The sequence below is a fragment of the Streptomyces mirabilis genome (genome assembly GCF_018310535.1).
In the GTDB taxonomy this organism is placed as follows: Bacteria; Actinomycetota; Actinomycetes; order Streptomycetales; family Streptomycetaceae; genus Streptomyces.
In genome coordinates this window covers 2,245,217-2,262,390 of sequence record NZ_CP074102.1, presented here as the reverse complement: position 1 = coordinate 2,262,390, position 17,174 = coordinate 2,245,217, and the positions used below count along the sequence as shown (strand labels likewise).

The following is a 17,174-nucleotide window of genomic DNA, read 5'->3' as shown; positions in this document are numbered from 1 at the left end:
CAAACGACACAGCCGGCTCCAATGTCCCTACGACAACTGTCTTATGAAGCTGTCGACTTGAGTGCTACCGCAGACGTGCCATGAGCGCGTGCTCGACCAGCGTGATCAGCGCGCTCTTCGCATCCGCACGGTGCCGGGCGTCCGTCGTGATGATCGGGGCGTCCGGTCCGATCTGGAGCGCCTCGCGCACCTCTTCGGGGTTGTAGGGCTGGTGTCCGTCGAAGCCGTTGAGGGCGATGACGAACGGCAGGCCGCTGTTCTCGAAGTAGTCGACCGCGGGGAAGCAGTCGGCCAGACGGCGGGTGTCGACCAGGACGACGGCGCCGATGGCGCCGCGGACCAGGTCGTCCCACATGAACCAGAAGCGGTCCTGACCGGGGGTGCCGAAGAGGTACAGGATCAGGTCCTGGTCCAGGGTGATGCGGCCGAAGTCCATGGCGACGGTGGTCGTCGTCTTGTCTCCGGTGTGCGTGAGGTCGTCGATGCCGGCGGACGCGGACGTCATGACGGCCTCGGTGCGCAGCGGGTTGATCTCCGAGACGGCGCCGACGAACGTGGTCTTGCCCACGCCGAAGCCGCCCGCCACCACGATCTTCGCGGAGGTGGTCGTACGACCTCCGTCAGAGCTTGCGAAGTCCACTGAGCACCCTTTCGAGCAAAGTCACGTCCGGCGCGCCGCCGTTGTTCTCATCGCCGCCAGGCTGGTGAATGGCGACGAGTCCGGCCTCCGCGAGGTCCGCGACGAGGATCCTGGCCACACCGAGCGGCATGGACAGGAGGGCCGATACCTCGGCCACCGACTTGACCTCACGGCACAGGTGGCAGATCCGCTGGTGCTCGGGGAGCAGCCCCATCAGCTGCGCGGGGTCGGCCGTAGTGCTGATCAGCGCCTCGATGGCGAGTTGGTACCGCGGCCGGGTCCGGCCGCCGGTCATCGCGTACGGACGTACCAGCGGCTGGTCGCCCTCGTCCCCGTACGGCTGTGCGTACGGATCATGAGAGGCGGTGGGCGGGGTCATGAATCCTCCGGGCGGGACAGCAAGTCGGTCATTCGTGCCGTCTGTTGGGGCCGGTGGGGGGATTGTGGCGGCCGGACGGTGATTTCGTGCAGTCTCTAGAACCAGGGCCCTTTAGTGGAGCAGACTTCCCTGGAGTTCAGCGCGCAGGTCCGGCGTGAGTACGGCACCCGCCCGATCGACGAGCAGCGCCATCTCATAGCCGACGAGCCCGATGTCGCATTCCGGGTGGGAGAGGACCGCCAGGGACGAGCCGTCCGAGACGGACATGAGGAAGAGGAAGCCGCGCTCCATTTCCACGACCGTCTGAGCCACCGTGCCGCCCTCGAAGATCCGGGAGGCCCCGGCGGTCAGCGAGGTCAGACCGGAGGCGACGGCCGCAAGCTGGTCGGCGCGGTCGCGTGGGAATCCTTCGGACATGGCCAGAAGGAGCCCGTCGGCGGACACGACGACGGTGTGGGACACCCCGGGGGTGTTGTCCACAAAGTTGGTGATCAACCAGTTCAGGTTCTGTGCCGCCTGGCTCATCGGGCTCAACTAACGCTCCTGCTGGTGAGTGGGGCTGGGGAAGCTGCCGGTCTGGCCGGTACCGGCCTGTCGACCCTGCTGAATGCCCCTACGGAGATTGGTCAGCCGGCCGCGTACGTCATCAGGCGCACGGGAGACCTGCGGACCAGTTTGGTGCTGTTGCTGCTGTGCCGTGCCCGCGACGAGGTTGGCTCGCGGGACGCGGCGCGGCAGGCCTGAGGTGGTGACCCCGCCCGCCGACGGTTGACGGACGCGTTCTGCCTGCCGGACGAGGTCGTCGTTCGGCGAGGTGCGCCAGTTGGCGGAGGCCGGTGCGGCGGCCGGCCGTTGCGGTGGTGCTGTGGGGGTCTGCGGCGGCTGCTGCGAGGGCTGCGAGCCGTTGGTGTGGACGCCGTTGTTCTGGGCGCCGTTGTGAGCTCCGTTGAGGGAGCCGTTCTGGGCGCCGTTCGCCTGACCGTGGAACCAGTTGGTCTCCAGCGTGTCGTACAGCGGCGTACGTCCGTCACCGGGGCCCGTCGCCGGAGGCAGCGCCTCGGGCTCCTGCGGACGCGTGGGCCGCTGCTGCGGAGGCGCCGGACGCTCGAACTGGCCGGTGGACGAGGGGTCCTGGCGGTTGCCGTAGCCGGGCGTCGCGAACTGGCCGGTCGACGACGGGTCCTGGGAGGCGCCGTAGCCGGGCGTCGCGAACTGGCCCGTGGACGACGGGTCCTGGGAGGCGCCGTAGCCCGGGGTGGCGAACTGGCCCGTCGTGGACGGGCTCGGGGCGGCCGGAGCCGTGCCCGAGGGGCCGTACACGTCGGGGCGGACGAACTGACCGCTGCTTTGCCCGTTGTTCTGCGACGCGTTCATGCCGGGGCGCGGGGCGTCGAAGTCGGGACGGGGGAATCCCGAAGTGGCGGCGGGACCCTGGCGGTCGTCGATCCGCGGCATCTCCGAGGTCGCGGCCGGGTCCTGCCGGTCGTCGATCCGGGGCATGCGCGAAGTGGAGTCGGGTTCCTCGTGACCGCGCGGGGCGTCGAGGGATGCGCGCGGCACCGGCGGCTGCGCGTTGTCGTCGCTCCAGCTCGGCCGGGACTGCTGCGGGCTGCCGCCCGGCAGCTCGGCACGCGGACCACCGCGTCCGGGCAGTTGCGGCCTGCGGCGGCCGCCGCCCTTGTTGCCCGCGGGCTGCTGCGGAGGAGCGGCTGCGGGGCCGCTGTTGTCACCGAAGTCGAAGCCCTGGCGTGGAGCGGGTCCGTCTCCGAAGCCCTGGGGGGCACCGGTTCCGGCGGCCTGCAGGCCCTGCGGACCCTGTCCGAAGGCACCCGCACCGGCCGGGGCCGGCCTGCCCTGCTGCTGGTTGCCGGGACTCTGCGGTCCACGCGCTCCACCCGGGGCGCCGCCAGGACGACCGCCCTGGTTGCTGCCGGGGAGCGCGGCCCGCGGACCCTGACCGGCGCCGACCTGTCCGCGCTGCGGCGGGGCGCCGAGGAGACCGCCACCGCCACCGGCGGGGGCACCCGCCCCGAGGGACGGACCGCCGCCCTGGCCGCCGCGGCGGGCCGCCGCGACACCGGCCGAGGCCTGTGCGGCGGCCGGACCACCGGAACCACCCGGACCCGGCTTGCCCGGAGCCTTCTTGCCGCCCTGGGCGACATCGACGGGGAGCATGACGAGCGCGGTGGTGCCGCCGGAGTCGGACGGACGCAGCTGGATACGGATGCCGTGGCGCTGCGACAGACGACCGACCACGAACAGACCCATGCGGCGGGAGACGGAGACGTCCACGGTGGGCGGCGAGGCGAGCCGCTCGTTGATCGCGGCCAGGTCCTCGGGGGAGAGGCCGATACCGGTGTCGTGGATCTCGATCAGCACGCGGCCGTCGGGCAGCGCGTGACCGGTGACCTTGACCTTGGTCTGCGGGGAGGAGAACGAGGTGGCGTTCTCGAGGAGCTCGGCGAGCAGGTGCACGAGGTCGTTGACGACCCGGCCGGCGACCTGCGTCGTCGGGACCGAGGCCAGCTCGATGCGCTCGTACTGCTCCACCTCGGAGGCGGCGGCGCGGAGCACGTCGACCAGCGGAACCGGGCGGGTCCAGCGGCGGCCGGGCTCTTCACCGGCGAGAACGAGGAGGTTCTCACCGTTACGGCGCATGCGGGTCGCGAGGTGGTCGAGCTTGAAGAGGGAGGACAGCTGGTCCGGGTCGGCCTCGCGGGACTCCAGCTCGGAGATGAGCGAGAGCTGACGCTGGATGAGGCCCTGGGAGCGGCGCGAGAGGTTGGTGAACATCGCGTTGACGTTGCCTCGCAGGAGGGCCTGCTCGGCGGCCAGTCGGACGGCCTCGCGGTGCACGTCGTCGAAGGCCGCGGCCACCTGGCCGATCTCGTCCCGGGAGTGCACACCGACGGACTCGACGGAGGTGTCGACGTCCTGCGGGTCGGACTCGGAGAGCTGCTTGACCAGCTCGGGCAGACGGTCCTGGGCGACCTTGGTCGCGGTGTCCTGGAGCCGACGCAGCGAGCGGATCATGGAGCGGGCCACGACGAAGGCGCCGACGAGAGAGACGCCGAGGACCAGCAGGATCAGCGCACCGGAGATGATCGCCTCCTGCTGGGAGGCGTTCTTCAGCTCACGGGCCTTCTGCTCCATCTGGTTGAGCAGCGTCAGCTCGATCTTCGACATCTGCTCGATCTTGGCCGTGTCGTCGTCGACCCAGTCCTTGTACGAGCGCTTGTCCTGGGTGTTCAGACCGCCCGTCGAGCCGAGTACGCGGTTGGAGTACGCGTCGGCGGCCTGGATGGTCGGGTTGCCCTGGTCGATCGGCTTGGTGAGGTCTTCCGCCCCGGTGCCGTAGATGCTCGCGAAGCTCGTGCGCTCGGAGGCCTCGCTGTCCTGCGCGGAGTTCGCGTACAGCCGGTCGTTCTCGGAGAGCTGGCCGAAGGTGGTGTTGCCCGCGGGCAGCGCGGCGGCGATGACGGCGCGCTGGACGGAGGCGTACTCCTTGGCGGAGGAGAAGGCCGACAGGGCGCGGGTGCGCGAGATCATCTCCGGGTTGCTGGTCGCCTCGGCCATGTCCTGGGAGAGGTTGATCAGCTGGGTGATGAGGCGGTGGTACCCGTCGACCGTCTGCGAGGAGTTCTTGGCGTCACTGTAGGCGCCGTTGCGGATGGTGCTCAGCTTGTTCAGCTCGCCCGCGATGGCCACGAGGCTGTCACGGACACCGGTGAGCTGTCCGTTCGCGCTGGCGGTGTCGATCTCCTGGGTGCCCTCGATGAACTGCTGCTTGGCGACGTCCGTCGCGTCGCGGACTCCCTTGACCGTGATGTCGGTGGGCTTCGCGCCGTGCGCGAGCGGGCCGGCCGACTGGTCGCGCTCCTTCTGGAGGGCGGCGGCGAGCTCGGTCGCCTGCTTGGTCATGTCGGTCAGCAGCTTCATGTTGTCGAGCTGCTGGATGTCGTCCATCGACTGGTTGATGCGCAGGGCACCCAGCGTGGTCGCGGCGACCACGGGGAGCGCGAGCAGCGACACCAGACGCGTGGAGATGCGCCAGTTGCGCAGGGCTATTCGGGAGCCGGGGCCGGGGGGACCGTTCGGCTTCGCGGGTGGTTGGTCGGGAGCCTTCGCGCCGGGGCGCGCGGAGCGCTCACCGCCGCCGAGTTCTGATTGTCCCGGGTTCTGGGCGTGCTGGGGCGAGGAACCGCGGTCGGTCCCGCCGTGCGGCTCCGGCTCCGCCGAAGCGCTGCCATCCCTCTTGAAACGTCCCTGCACTAGCGTCGCAACCTCTGGACCAGGCGCCCCTCCGCGAAAACGGCGGGACGGTGTCGGCGTCGTTCAGGGGCGCAGGCGCACCCCCAGGTGTGGTCGTGAGTGACCGGCGCTGCTCCCCCTTCCCGCCGCCACCCGGCGCTGAGTCGCGCCTCCTGTGCGCCGGTTCGATCCCGCGGCGGTCCGTGGAATTCCAGCACAGTGCAGGATCTCCAACAAGGCCCGTGTACCAGGCTGTGACCACCGTGACACCTTGTGAGGGATGCGTTACGAGATGTAGAAAGTGATCTCGTACATAAAGGGCGTATGCCTACGAGCCATGGGTGCGCGGGGGGTGTCCCAGTCGCGATGATCAGGAGCGGAATGTTGGGTTCAGTGGAGCAATGTCCGTTTCGCCGAGGTGAGTTGGCGGCCTGAATTGACCGGTTTGCCTGCTAGTAAGTGAGCAAACTCACATGGCGATCATGAGTCCTTCACGGCTTCGGCCGGGAATTGCATGTTTAGCCTGGCGCTTTACAGGGATGGCAAATCCGACAACCCGCGCCGACCCGGCGGTCCTTGACCCCCCGCGGCGCCCACCAAGACGAGGTCTGGGACAACAGTGAAGACGACGATGATGTTCCGCAACATAGCCAACCCGCGACGCACCACGCTGGCGCACCTCGAGGACGCCGACGCGCTGCAGACGCCGGAGCAGCCGGAGCACTCGGTCGACCTCCCCGCCCAGACCGCCAACCCCCGCCGCACCATCCTGATGGAAGCCCCGGTCACGGCCGCCGTCGCCGAGTAATACGCACGCGGACCGCCGCCGACTCACTGCGCCGGGGGTCGGCCGCCGCGCACGGCCGAGGGTCGCGCGACGCAGGTGGCTGATGGGTCGCCCGACGCCGACGGCCCGGCGGACGGCACGCATGGTCGACGGTCGCCCCGCGCACTTGGTCGGCGGCCCACCGCCACATACGTCCGATGGCCGGCGGGGCATGTGGATGATGGCCCCCCGGCGCTGGTGGCCGGCGGCGGCCACAAACGGCGGACGGCCAACCGGCGCACACGGCGGACATCCGCCCGGCACACATGGCTTGCGGCCCACCGGCGGATATACGCGAAGCTCGGCCCCCTCCCCGCGTTAGCCTGGAGCGTCAGACTCCAGCCAGCTCAGTGAGGGGCGCAAGGATCCCGTGCGCATCGCCAGGTTCTCCATCGACGGCAACGTCGCTTTCGGCGCGGTCGAGGGCGACAAGCCGGACGAACTCGTCCTCGACATCATCAAGGGCATTCCGTTCGCGGACTTCGAGCTCTCCGGTACGAAGGTCCCGCTGAGCAAGGTGCGGCTGCTGCCGCCGGTGCTCCCGAACAAGGTCGTGGCCTTCGGCCGCAACTACGCGGAGCACGCGAAGGAGCTCGGCAACGAGGTGCCCGACGCCCCGTTCGCCTTCTTCAAGCCGTCGACCTCGGTGATCGGCCCCGGCGACGACATCCAGTACCCCTCCTTCTCCAGCGAGCTGCACCACGAGGCCGAGCTCGCCGTGGTCATCGGCCGCATGTGCCGCGAGGTTCCGCGCGAGCGCGTCAAGGACGTCATCCTCGGTTACACCTGCGCCAACGACGTCACCGCGCGTGACGTCCAGAAGCGCGAGAAGCAGTGGGCCCGGGCCAAGGGATTCGACAACTCCTGCCCGCTCGGCCCCTGGGTGGAGACGGACCTTGACCTCGCCTCGATCGCCGAGGGCATCACGATCCAGTGCACGGTCAACGGCGCGCAGCGCCAGCTCGGCCGCACCAGCGAGATGATCCACTCCGTCGAGGACCTGATCGTCAACATCACCGAGGCCATGACGCTGCTCCCCGGCGACGTGATCCTCACCGGCACCCCGGCTGGGGTCGGCCCCCTGAACGTCGGCGACGAGGTCGCCGTCACCATCGAAGGCATCGGCACTCTCACCAACAAGGTGATCAAGCGTGGCTAACGCGAACTCCCCCAAGTCCTCGACTCCGCTCGGACAGGGGGTGCCCCCACGCGTACGTTTCTGTCCGTCCCCGACCGGCAACCCCCACGTGGGCCTGGTCCGCACCGCCCTGTTCAACTGGGCGTTCGCCCGGCACAACGAAGGCACCCTGGTCTTCCGCATCGAGGACACCGACGCGGCCCGCGACTCCGAGGAGTCGTACAACCAGCTGCTCGACTCGATGCGCTGGCTGGGCTTCGACTGGGACGAGGGCCCCGAGGTCGGCGGCCCGCACGCGCCGTACCGCCAGTCGCAGCGCATGGACATCTACAAGGATGTCGCCCAGAAGCTGCTGGACGCCGGCCACGCGTACCACTGCTACTGCTCCACCGAGGAGCTGGACGCCCGCCGCGAGGCCGCCCGTGCCGCCGGCAAGCCCTCCGGCTACGACGGCCACTGCCGCGACCTCACCGACGAGCAGAAGGCCGCCTACGTGGCCGAGGGCCGCACGCCCATCGTCCGCTTCCGGATGCCCGACGAGGCGATCACCTTCGACGACCTGGTCCGCGGCGAGATCACGTACCTCCCGGAGAACGTCCCGGACTACGGCATCGTCCGTGCCAACGGCGCGCCGCTGTACACCCTGGTCAACCCGGTGGACGACGCCCTGATGGAGATCACCCACGTCCTGCGCGGCGAGGACCTGCTCTCCTCCACCCCGCGGCAGATCGCCCTCTACAAGGCGCTGACCGAGCTGGGCATCGCCAAGGAGACCCCCGCCTTCGGCCACCTCCCGTACGTGATGGGCGACGGCAACAAGAAGCTCTCCAAGCGCGACCCGGAGTCCTCGCTCAACCTCTACAGGGAGCGCGGTTTCCTCCCCGAGGGCCTGCTGAACTACCTCTCCCTGCTCGGCTGGTCGCTCTCGGCGGACCGCGACATCTTCTCCATCGACGAGATGGTCGCCGCCTTCGACGTCACGGACGTGAACCCGAACCCGGCCCGCTTCGACCTGAAGAAGTGCGAGGCGATCAACGCCGACCACATCCGCCTGCTCGACGTGAAGGACTTCACCGAGCGCTGCGCCCCCTGGCTGCGGGCCCCGTTCGCCCCCTGGGCGCCGGAGGACTTCGACGAGGCGAAGTGGCAGGCGATCGCCCCGCACGCCCAGTCGCGGATGAAGGTGCTCTCCGAGATCACGGACAACGTCGACTTCCTGTTCCTGCCGGAGCCGGCCGTCGACGAGGCCTCCTGGACGAAGGCCATGAAGGAGGGCAGCGACGCCCTGCTCCGCACGGCCCGCGAGAAGCTGGACGCCGCCGACTGGTCCTCCCCGGAGTCCCTCAAGGAGGCCGTCCTGGCCGCCGGTGAGGAGCACGGCCTCAAGCTCGGCAAGGCCCAGGCCCCGGTCCGCGTCGCCGTCACCGGCCGCACGGTGGGCCTGCCGCTCTTCGAGTCGCTGCAGATCCTGGGCAAGGAGAAGACCCTGGCCCGCATCGACGCGGCGCTGGCGAAGCTGTAGCCGCACGTCGTACGACGAGACGAGGGGGCGACGTCCGGTTCGGACGCCGCCCCCTCGTCGTGTGCCCTGGCGCCGCGCCCGGCCCAACTTCCGCCCGTGGGGCGGCGTTCGAGGTCGTCGCCGACGGTTCACCGGAGCGACAAGCGTCAACCGGCCGACACGGGAGCCGCACTCCGGGATACCGTCGAACCATGACCATCAGGGCCGTGATCTGGGACGTGGACGACACCCTCTTCGACTACACCACCGCCGACCGCACCGGCATGCACGGTCACCTGGCCGCCGAGGGGCTGCTCGACGCGTACGAGTCCGCCGAGCAGGCCCTCGCGCACTGGCGGGAGATCACCGACCAGCAGTGGGCGCGCTTCTCGGCGGGGGAGACCGACTTCGAGGGGCAGCGCCGGGACCGTGTCCGGGTCTTCCTGGGCGAGCGGCTGACGGACGCCGAGGCCGACGCCTGGTTCCAGCGGTACCTCACGCACTACGAGGCCGCCTGGACCCTCTTCCCGGACGTGCTGCCCGTCCTGGACGCCCTCGCCGCCAGTCACCGGCACGGGGTGCTGTCGAACTCCAGCCTCACCGTCCAGGACCGCAAGCTGCGCGTCCTCGGCGTGCGCGACCGCTTCGAGGCCGTCCTGTGCGCCGCCGAGCTCGGCGTCTCCAAGCCGGACGCCCAGGCCTTCCACGCGGCCTGCGAGGCACTGGAACTCGCCCCGCGGCAGGTCGCGTACGTCGGCGACCACCCGGAGATCGACGGGCGGGGAGCCTCCGACGCCGGTCTGCTGTCGGTCTGGCTCGACCGCGAGGGCGGCCGGGCTGCCGTCGACACGCCCATCGACACGCCCGTCGGCCCGCACCGGATCGCCTCGCTGGCCGAACTCCCCGCGATCGTCGGCGCCGATACCCGTTTTGGAGCGCCGTCCACCTTCAGGTAATGTTCTTCCTGCGCCGCCGGAGAGCGGGCCGAAAGGTCCCGAACCGGAGGCGCAAGCTAAAACAAGATCCCCGCAGGGGATTGAGTTTCAGTGGCCTATGGTGTAATTGGCAGCACGACGGTTTCTGGTTCCGTTAGTCTAGGTTCGAGTCCTGGTAGGCCAGCTCGCAGAGCTCATCTGCAAACGCGGAGGTCAACTCCGCAACGCCCCCGTTGTGTAGCGGCCTAGCACGCTGCCCTCTCACGGCAGTAGCGCCGGTTCGAATCCGGTCGGGGGTACAGATCCTTCCCAGGAAGGCAGTCAGGGTCGCACCCGCTGCCTCTCATGCAGGATCGCTAGGGCCCCCGTTGTGTAGCGGCCTAGCACGCCGCCCTCTCAAGGCGGTAGCGCCGGTTCGAATCCGGTCGGGGGTACTCGGTGGTCTAGACCACCTTTGGGCTATGGTGTAATTGGCAACACGACGGTTTCTGGTTCCGTTGTTCTAGGTTCGAGTCCTGGTAGCCCAGCTGGATCAGTTGTGATCCTTGCCCCCGTTGTGTAGCGGCCTAGCACGCCGCCCTCTCAAGGCGGTAGCGCCGGTTCGAATCCGGTCGGGGGTACGTGAGTCCGATGGGCCTCCACTTCGGTGGGGGTCCATCGGTGTGTGCGGGGTCCGGAGCCGGCGGTGCCGCCCGCTGGGTTCACGGACTCCGCCGCCCCGGATGTCGTACGCGTCACTCGATGCCGTAGCGCCGGGCCGACTCCTCCTCCTGGGCCAGCCGGTGCAGCGCCTTGAGGACCGGCTCGAAGAGAATCGCCGCCGCGACCGCTGTCTCGACCTTCTCCTCCTCCGAGGGATGCTTCTCCAGGAAGTCCAGGTCGCGGACAGCAGCCTGGTGCATCAACTGCGCGTACGGCGCCATGAGTTCGGCGTCCCAGGCGTAGCCGAGCCGGATGAGCGTGGCCACCGCCGACACCAGGGAGCGGTGCACGGGGGAGAGGGTGCTCAGCTCTCGGGCGGTCTCCCAGCCCAGCGACTCCAGGAGCCGGTCCACCTCGTGGCGCGCGGACTGGACGGCCGGGTCCCGCTCGTCCGGTTCGGGCTCCTGCGGCAGCGCCCACAGGGCCGCGCCCAGCCGGATGGTCCGGCCCAGGGACTCGTCGTCGACGTGACCGAGGATCTCCTTGGCCGTCGCCACGGGGACCCGGCCCGCCTGGATCAGTGCCCGCACCAGCCGCAGCCGACGCAGATGGCTCTCGTCGTACTCCGCCGTCGTCGCACTGATCCGGCGGCCCGGAGCCAACAGCCCCTCGCGCAGGTAGTACTTGATCGTCGCGGTGGACACCCCGCTGCGCTCGCTCAACTCCGACAGCCGCATCCCTTGCGCCCTTCCTTGGGTGGCGGCACTATCCAAACAGACGCCATCGGATAGTGCCGCTAACCAACAGGGGGACGACATGTTCGGGAAGCCCGTGGCCGCAGGCCGTACCACCGCGGCAGCCGAGGGGGACGTGGTGGTCCTGTTGATCGGTATGCGTGTCAACCGCTTCTGGGCGGTGCACCAGTGGGTACCGGTGTTCTTCGCCATGCTGCGCATGGTGCGGGATCTGGAGAAGGACGGCAGCCGCGGCCTGCTCGGCCGGGTGCTGCTGACGGCGTCACCGCGGACGTACTACGTCGTCCAGTACTGGGAGTCCAAGGAGAAGCTGTACGCGTACGCGTCGGCGCCCGACATGTTCCATCACAAGGTGTGGGCGATCATCAACCGTAAGGAACGGGCGGGGAAGGTGCGGCAGCACGTGGGGATCTGGCACGAGGCGTATGTGGTGCCGGAGGGGTCGTACGAGTCGATCTACGCGGACATGCCGCCCTTCGGGCTCGCGGCCGCGTATGGGGCGTTGCCCGTGGAGAAGCGGGGGCGGCGGGCGGCGGACCGGTTCGCTCACCGGTCGCCCAAGGCGGAGGCGGAGGCCGGGGGAGCGGCGGGTTGATCGGATCCTGCGGGTAGGTGTCCGGGGGATGAGCCTGCCGCGGCGTTGAGGCCGGCTCGTCCCCCGGTGTCGACCTGGAGGTGTGGCTCAGCCCGTGCGGCGAAGGGCCTCGGAGAGGCGGGCGGCGGCGTCGATGACCGCCTGGGCGTGCATACGGCCCGGGTGCCGGGTCAGGCGCTCGATGGGACCGGAGACCGAGACGGCGGCCACCACCCGGTTCGAGGGACCGCGTACGGGCGCGGAGACCGACGCGACGCCCGGCTCGCGCTCGCCGATCGACTGGGCCCAGCCCCGGCGCCGTACGCCCGAGAGCGCCGTGGCGGTGAAGCGGGCGCCCTGGAGACCGCGGTGCAGGCGCTCCGGCTCCTCCCAGGCCATCAGGATCTGCGCCGAGGAGCCGGCCTTCATCGTCAGCGTCGAGCCGACCGGGACCGTGTCCCGCAGGCCGGACAGACGCTCGGCCGCGGCGACGCAGATGCGCATGTCGCCCTGGCGGCGGTAGAGCTGGGCGCTCTCGCCCGTGACGTCGCGCAGGTGCGTGAGCACCGGGCCGGCCGTCGCGAGGAGACGGTCCTCGCCCGCGGCCGCGGCCAGCTCGGCGAGGCGGGGGCCGAGAATGAAACGGCCCTGCATGTCACGCGCCACCATGCGGTGGTGTTCAAGTGCCACGGCGAGGCGATGTGCCGTGGGTCGTGCCAGTCCGGTCGCCGCGACCAGTCCCGCGAGGGTGGCCGGACCGGACTCCAGAGCGCTCAGGACAAGGGCTGCCTTGTCCAGAACGCCGACGCCGCTACTGTTGTCCATGCAACGATACTCGCGTCTCACTCTGTGAAACGCAAGTTCAATTTTCGGTGGAACGCGCCACCCTTGTAGACACAGCGGCCCGCGGACCAACGGGCCCGGTGGAGGGCGTCCGGACGAGGGGTACGGATGCCGCCGCCCCGGAAATCTCTAGTTGGGCCGGCGCCACACAGGCCGGCCGGAGGGAAAGCGATGGGTAGGACACTCGCGGAGAAGGTCTGGGACGACCATGTCGTCCGGCGCGCCGAGGGCGAGCCCGACCTCCTCTTCATCGATCTGCACCTGCTGCACGAGGTGACCAGCCCGCAGGCCTTCGACGGCCTCCGCCAGGCGGGGCGTCCCGTGCGCCGTCTCGACCTCACCATCGCCACCGAGGATCACAACACCCCGACCCTCGACATCGACAAGCCCATCGCGGACCCAGTCTCCCGGGCCCAGCTGGAGACCCTGCGCAAGAACTGCGCCGAGTTCGGTGTACGGCTGCACTCGCTGGGTGACGTCGAGCAGGGCGTCGTCCACGTGGTGGGACCGCAGCTGGGTCTGACCCAGCCCGGCACCACCGTGGTCTGTGGCGACTCCCACACCTCCACGCACGGCGCCTTCGGCGCGCTGGCGTTCGGCATCGGCACCTCGCAGGTCGAGCATGTGCTGGCCACCCAGACGCTGCCGCTGGCCCGCCCCAAGACCATGGCCATCACGGTCGACGGCGAGCTGCCCGACGGCGTCACCGCCAAGGACCTGATCCTGGCGATCATCGCCAAGATCGGTACGGGTGGCGGCCAGGGCTACATCCTGGAATACCGCGGCTCCGCCGTCGAGAAGCTCTCGATGGAAGCCCGGATGACCATCTGCAACATGTCGATCGAGGCCGGCGCCCGCGCGGGCATGATCGCCCCCGACGAGACCACCTTCGAGTACCTCAAGGGCCGTGCGCACGCCCCCGAGGGCGAGGAGTGGGGCGCCGCGGTCGCGTACTGGAAGACCCTGAAGTCGGACGAGGACGCGGTCTTCGACGCCGAGGTCGTCATCGACGGCCCGTCGCTGGCGCCGTTCGTCACCTGGGGCACCAACCCCGGCCAGGGAGCGCCGCTTTCGGCGTCCGTCCCCGACCCGGCTTCGTACGAAGACGCTTCGGAGCGCATGGCCGCCGAAAAGGCCCTGGAGTACATGGGGTTGACCGCCGGACAGCCGCTGCGCGACATCAAGGTCGACACCGTCTTCGTAGGTTCCTGCACCAACGGCCGCATCGAGGACCTGCGCGCCGCCGCCGCGATCGTCGAGGGCCGCAAAGTCGCCGACGGCGTACGGATGCTGGTGGTCCCCGGTTCCGCGCGGGTCGGTCTGCAGGCCGTCTCCGAGGGCCTGGACGTGGTCTTCAAGGAGGCCGGCGCCGAGTGGCGGCACGCGGGCTGCTCGATGTGCCTGGGCATGAACCCCGACCAGCTGGCCCCCGGTGAGCGCTCCGCGTCCACCTCGAACCGTAACTTCGAGGGCAGGCAGGGCAAGGGCGGCCGTACGCATCTCGTATCGCCGCAGGTGGCCGCCGCGACCGCGGTGCTGGGCCACCTGGCCTCCCCGGCCGACCTGTCCGACGCCCCCGTGCCCGCTGGAGTCTGAGAAGTCATGGAAGCATTCATCACGCACACCGGCCGGGCCGTTCCGCTGCGCCGCAGCAACGTCGACACCGACCAGATCATCCCCGCCCACTGGCTCAAGAAGGTGACCAGGGACGGTTTCGAGGACGGGCTGTTCGAGGCCTGGCGCAAGGACTCGTCCTTCATCCTCAACCAGCCCGAGCGCAAGGGCGCCACGGTCCTGGTCGCGGGCCCCGACTTCGGCACCGGCTCCTCCCGCGAGCACGCCGTCTGGGCGCTGCAGAACTACGGCTTCAAGGCCGTCATCTCGTCCCGGTTCGCGGACATCTTCCGGGGCAACTCGCTCAAGAACGGCCTGCTCACGGTGGTTCTGGAGCAGAAGGTCGTGGACACGCTCCAGGAGCTGACGGAGAAGGACCCCGAGGCCGAGATCACGGTCGACCTGGAGGCCCGCGAGGTGCGCGCCGAGGGCATCACCGCCGCCTTCGAGCTCGACGAGAACGCCCGCTGGCGGCTGCTGAACGGCCTGGACGACATCTCCATCACCCTCCAGAACGAGGGCGACATCGCGGAGTACGAGGCCAAGCGGCCGTCGTACAAGCCGAAGACGCTCCAGGTCTGACGCCCGGGCCGCTTCGCGGCTGAGGCAGGGCTGATTTCAGCCACCGCAACACCCCTCTGTACCCCCAATCGTGGACGGTTGGGGGTACAGCTGTGTCTGCCTCCGAACGCCCCCGGAGCGCCCTTTCGGGGGGCCTCAACTCCCCTAGTTACAAAGGAGATTGCCTGGGTACGCGCCTCTTGGGGCCGCGGCGCTCCGGGGCGCTCAGGACCCTCTCCAGGGACGGCAGTTACCCCCTGGGCAGGCGACAACTCGCCCCAGATGGCACAATCTGTGCATGGAACACGACGGCCAACTCGAGCTCTATGCGGCAGTCGCGGCCCAACTGAAGGAAGCGCACACAAGAGTGCGCGCACTGCAAGTCCCGGAGGGCGTACGGATGGCGCTGACCCGGAAGCTGCTGGTCATTACGGCCGTGGCCAAGCACGATCTCGCCGACGCGACAAGGCGGCTGGAGCGGTTCACCACCGACCTCGACGAGGGTCGATTCCTCGAAGGGGAACGCTGAGGAACTCCGCGACAGCCCGAGTTCGTTGCGGCACAAGGGTGATTAGCCCGTTTCGTGTTTGATTTGCGGTATATATCTGCCTAACGTGCGAAAAAGCTTGAACGCATTCGTTCGGGCAATGTCTCCGAAGGGGAAGACGTGAACAAGGCGCAGCTCGTAGAAGCGATTGCCGACAAGGTCGGCGGGCGTCAGCAGGCCGCCGACGCGGTCGACGCCGTACTGGACGCGATCGTCCGTGCCGTTGTCGGCGGGGACCGGGTATCGGTCACCGGCTTCGGTTCCTTCGAGAAGGTCGACCGTCCGGCTCGTTACGCCCGCAACCCGCAGACCGGTGAGCGTGTTCGGGTCAAGAAGACCTCTGTGCCGCGCTTCCGCGCGGGTCAGGGCTTCAAAGACCTGGTGAGCGGCTCGAAGAAGCTCCCGCGTGGTGGCGAGGTCGCGGTCAAGAAGGCGCCCAAGGGCAGCCTGACCGGCGGCGCCGCGGCGACCGTGAAGAAGGCCGCGGCCAAGAAGGCCACCACCGCCAAGAGGGCGACGGCCGCGAAGAAGACCACCGCCGCCGTGAAGAAGACGGCCGCGAAGAAGACCACCACCGCGGCGAAGAAGACCACGGCGACCGCGAAGAAGACGACCGCCAAGAAGACCACGGCGACCGCCAAGAAGACCGCGGCGAAGAAGACCACCGCCAAGAAGGCGACGGCCAAGAAGGCCCCGGCGAAGAAGGCGACCGCCAAGAAGGCCCCCGCCAAGAAGTCGACAGCTCGCAAGACCACCGCCAAGAAGGCCACCGCCCGCTAGAAGCAGGGGCTCAGGGCAACTCACGCGCCGGGCCGGACTCCCACGGGGAGCCCGGCCCGCGGCGTGTCCGGGACCTGGTGAGAAGGCCTGGTCAGACGGTACGGCGAAGGTCTGGCGAAGGTGCGGTCGGAAGGTCCGGTCAGAAGGTCTGGAGCGTCACCAGGGTGATCCGGCGGGCCTCGCCGTCACCCTCGGTCTCGATGCGCACGCGCTGTCCCGGGCGCAGCAGCCTGAGCCCGCCGGCGTCGAACGCCGCGCCGTCGAAGGGCACCGGCGTGCCGTCGTCGAGCAGCACCTGTCCGCTACGGGTGTCGGGGTCGTACGTGTACGCGGTCGCCTGCATGCCGAAAGCCTATCCAGCGCCGGTGCGCGCCGCCGGTGGGTCCGGCGGACCTGACCGGGCCCCGGTGAACGCCGGTTCGCGCGGCAAGGTGCGTTCAGGTGCCGGGTTGGCCCGGGATCAGGAGTTTCGCCGCCAGTGTGGCCGTGCGCGGGCCCACCCCCAGGGCGAGCGCCGCGCGCAGATCGTCGCCGGTGTCCACGTCCTGGCGTACGGAATCCACCGCGGTGAGGAGGAGTTCCGCGGCTCCCGAGGCGCGATGACGGGCTCGGGAATCGGTGCCGAAGGCGGGGCGCAATTCCCGGCCGGGGGATGCGGCCAGCAGAGTGGTGCCGATTGCGGCCGCATCGGAGAGAAAAGCACGCGGGAATTCGGCGGCGGCATCGAGTACCCGGGTCAATTCCAGGGGACGCAACGCGGGCAGATCGGCGTTCAGGGCGGCCACGGCGCATTCGGGACTTCGGGAGCGTACGGCCGCCGTCCCGTGCGCCAGCGCGGCGTTCAGACCGCCTCCCGGCTCGTCCGGCACGATCCACGCCCCCAGTGCGGCCAGCTCCCGCCCGGCCAGCGCGTCGTCCGTGACGACCGCCACATCGCCGACCGCCGTGCAGGCCAGCGCGGCCGCCACGGTGTCCTGCGCGAAGGCGAGGGCGAGTCCGGGGCGCACCGCGTCGGCGGCGGTGTCCGAGAGCCTGCTCTTGGCCCGCGCCAAGGCTTTGAGGGGGATGACCAAGGTCCACTGCACGAGCGCTCCGTTCCTCCCTTGTCGCGCCCATTGTGACCCGGCACCCCTGGCGGTCCGGACGCCGGGGCGTACGGTGTTCTCGACAGACAGGCGGCCTGGGGCG

General features: G+C 69.7%; 17 protein-coding genes and 5 tRNA genes. 14 read left to right on the top strand and 8 right to left on the bottom strand.

What is annotated here, in order from left to right; genetic code table 11:
• Positions 1-64 precede the first annotated feature (64 nt).
• The 4 genes from SMIR_RS09790 to SMIR_RS09775 form a co-directional block, all read right to left on the bottom strand.
• The gene (locus tag SMIR_RS09790) at positions 65-640 is read right to left on the bottom strand and encodes a GTP-binding protein (protein WP_054235412.1); all 576 of its coding nucleotides are present in this window, start codon (positions 638-640) and stop codon (positions 65-67) included.
• On the bottom strand, positions 621-1,019 hold the full coding sequence (locus SMIR_RS09785) for a DUF742 domain-containing protein (protein ID WP_054235411.1): 399 nt from the start codon (positions 1,017-1,019) through the stop codon (positions 621-623). The genes SMIR_RS09790 and SMIR_RS09785 overlap by 20 nt, the downstream gene beginning before the upstream one ends.
• A 111-nt stretch (positions 1,020-1,130) precedes the next feature.
• Positions 1,131-1,544, bottom strand: coding sequence for a roadblock/LC7 domain-containing protein (locus tag SMIR_RS09780; RefSeq protein ID WP_010984127.1), 414 nt, complete (start codon positions 1,542-1,544; stop codon positions 1,131-1,133).
• Between the two features lie 9 nt (positions 1,545-1,553).
• Complete coding sequence (locus SMIR_RS09775) at positions 1,554-5,291, bottom strand: sensor histidine kinase (protein ID WP_212726882.1); 3,738 nt, start codon at positions 5,289-5,291, stop codon at positions 1,554-1,556.
• Positions 5,292-5,889: 598 nt separating this feature from the next.
• Between SMIR_RS09775 and SMIR_RS09770 the strand changes: the two genes are divergently transcribed.
• The 9 genes from SMIR_RS09770 to SMIR_RS09730 all read left to right on the top strand — a co-directional run bounded on the left by SMIR_RS09770 (position 5,890) and on the right by SMIR_RS09730 (position 10,290).
• The gene (locus tag SMIR_RS09770; RefSeq protein WP_075031166.1) at positions 5,890-6,078 is read left to right on the top strand and encodes a hypothetical protein; all 189 of its coding nucleotides are present in this window, start codon (positions 5,890-5,892) and stop codon (positions 6,076-6,078) included.
• Positions 6,079-6,466: 388 nt separating this feature from the next.
• Positions 6,467-7,255 carry a fumarylacetoacetate hydrolase family protein gene (locus SMIR_RS09765; protein WP_168495883.1) on the top strand — a complete coding sequence of 263 codons (789 nt, stop codon included), beginning with the start codon at positions 6,467-6,469 and terminating at the stop codon, positions 7,253-7,255.
• The gene (gene gltX / locus SMIR_RS09760; RefSeq protein WP_211118816.1) at positions 7,248-8,756 is read left to right on the top strand and encodes a glutamate--tRNA ligase; all 1,509 of its coding nucleotides are present in this window, start codon (positions 7,248-7,250) and stop codon (positions 8,754-8,756) included. The genes SMIR_RS09765 and gltX overlap by 8 nt, the downstream gene beginning before the upstream one ends.
• A 191-nt stretch (positions 8,757-8,947) precedes the next feature.
• Positions 8,948-9,691: an HAD family hydrolase gene (locus SMIR_RS09755; protein WP_168495885.1), complete on the top strand. Its 744-nt coding sequence runs from the start codon at positions 8,948-8,950 to the stop codon at positions 9,689-9,691.
• A 91-nt stretch (positions 9,692-9,782) separates the two neighbouring features.
• Positions 9,783-9,854: transfer RNA gene (locus tag SMIR_RS09750), tRNA-Gln, on the top strand.
• Positions 9,855-9,896: 42 nt separating this feature from the next.
• Positions 9,897-9,969 (top strand) — tRNA-Glu (locus SMIR_RS09745).
• A 62-nt stretch (positions 9,970-10,031) separates the two neighbouring features.
• Positions 10,032-10,104: transfer RNA gene (locus SMIR_RS09740), tRNA-Glu, on the top strand.
• 21 nt (positions 10,105-10,125) lie between these two features.
• Positions 10,126-10,197: transfer RNA gene (locus SMIR_RS09735), tRNA-Gln, on the top strand.
• A 20-nt stretch (positions 10,198-10,217) separates the two neighbouring features.
• A tRNA-Glu gene (locus SMIR_RS09730) sits at positions 10,218-10,290 on the top strand.
• A gap of 114 nt (positions 10,291-10,404) precedes the next feature.
• Here the strand turns inward: SMIR_RS09730 and SMIR_RS09725 are convergent.
• Entirely contained in the window at positions 10,405-11,049 is a 645-nt protein-coding gene (locus tag SMIR_RS09725; RefSeq protein WP_101400872.1) for a MerR family transcriptional regulator, read from the bottom strand.
• Positions 11,050-11,128: 79 nt separating this feature from the next.
• Here SMIR_RS09725 and SMIR_RS09720 point away from each other — a divergent pair, with 79 nt between their 5' ends.
• Positions 11,129-11,662 carry a DUF4188 domain-containing protein gene (locus SMIR_RS09720; RefSeq protein ID WP_212726881.1) on the top strand — a complete coding sequence of 178 codons (534 nt, stop codon included), beginning with the start codon at positions 11,129-11,131 and terminating at the stop codon, positions 11,660-11,662.
• Positions 11,663-11,749: 87 nt separating this feature from the next.
• Here the strand turns inward: SMIR_RS09720 and ndgR are convergent, their stop codons facing one another.
• Positions 11,750-12,466: an IclR family transcriptional regulator NdgR gene (ndgR, locus tag SMIR_RS09715; RefSeq protein ID WP_015036427.1), complete on the bottom strand. Its 717-nt coding sequence runs from the start codon at positions 12,464-12,466 to the stop codon at positions 11,750-11,752.
• Positions 12,467-12,655: 189 nt separating this feature from the next.
• On the opposite strand from ndgR, the gene leuC reads away from it, so the two are divergent.
• The 4 genes from leuC (at position 12,656) to SMIR_RS09695 (ending at position 15,986) form a co-directional block, all read left to right on the top strand.
• The gene (gene leuC, locus SMIR_RS09710; RefSeq protein ID WP_212726880.1) at positions 12,656-14,080 is read left to right on the top strand and encodes a 3-isopropylmalate dehydratase large subunit; all 1,425 of its coding nucleotides are present in this window, start codon (positions 12,656-12,658) and stop codon (positions 14,078-14,080) included.
• Between the two features lie 6 nt (positions 14,081-14,086).
• Positions 14,087-14,680 (top strand): 3-isopropylmalate dehydratase small subunit, encoded by a 594-nt coding sequence (gene leuD / locus SMIR_RS09705; protein WP_168495893.1) that lies wholly within the window; start codon positions 14,087-14,089, stop codon positions 14,678-14,680.
• Between the two features lie 277 nt (positions 14,681-14,957).
• Positions 14,958-15,188 (top strand): SCO5555 family protein, encoded by a 231-nt coding sequence (locus tag SMIR_RS09700; RefSeq protein WP_101400876.1) that lies wholly within the window; start codon positions 14,958-14,960, stop codon positions 15,186-15,188.
• A 138-nt stretch (positions 15,189-15,326) separates the two neighbouring features.
• Positions 15,327-15,986, top strand: coding sequence for an HU family DNA-binding protein (locus tag SMIR_RS09695; RefSeq protein WP_054235399.1), 660 nt, complete (start codon positions 15,327-15,329; stop codon positions 15,984-15,986).
• 139 nt (positions 15,987-16,125) lie between these two features.
• Here the strand turns inward: SMIR_RS09695 and SMIR_RS09690 are convergent, their stop codons facing one another.
• Positions 16,126-16,329 carry a hypothetical protein gene (locus SMIR_RS09690; RefSeq protein WP_054235398.1) on the bottom strand — a complete coding sequence of 68 codons (204 nt, stop codon included), beginning with the start codon at positions 16,327-16,329 and terminating at the stop codon, positions 16,126-16,128.
• Between the two features lie 94 nt (positions 16,330-16,423).
• Positions 16,424-17,071 (bottom strand): 2-phospho-L-lactate guanylyltransferase, encoded by a 648-nt coding sequence (gene cofC / locus SMIR_RS09685; protein ID WP_168495895.1) that lies wholly within the window; start codon positions 17,069-17,071, stop codon positions 16,424-16,426.
• Positions 17,072-17,174 lie beyond the last annotated feature (103 nt).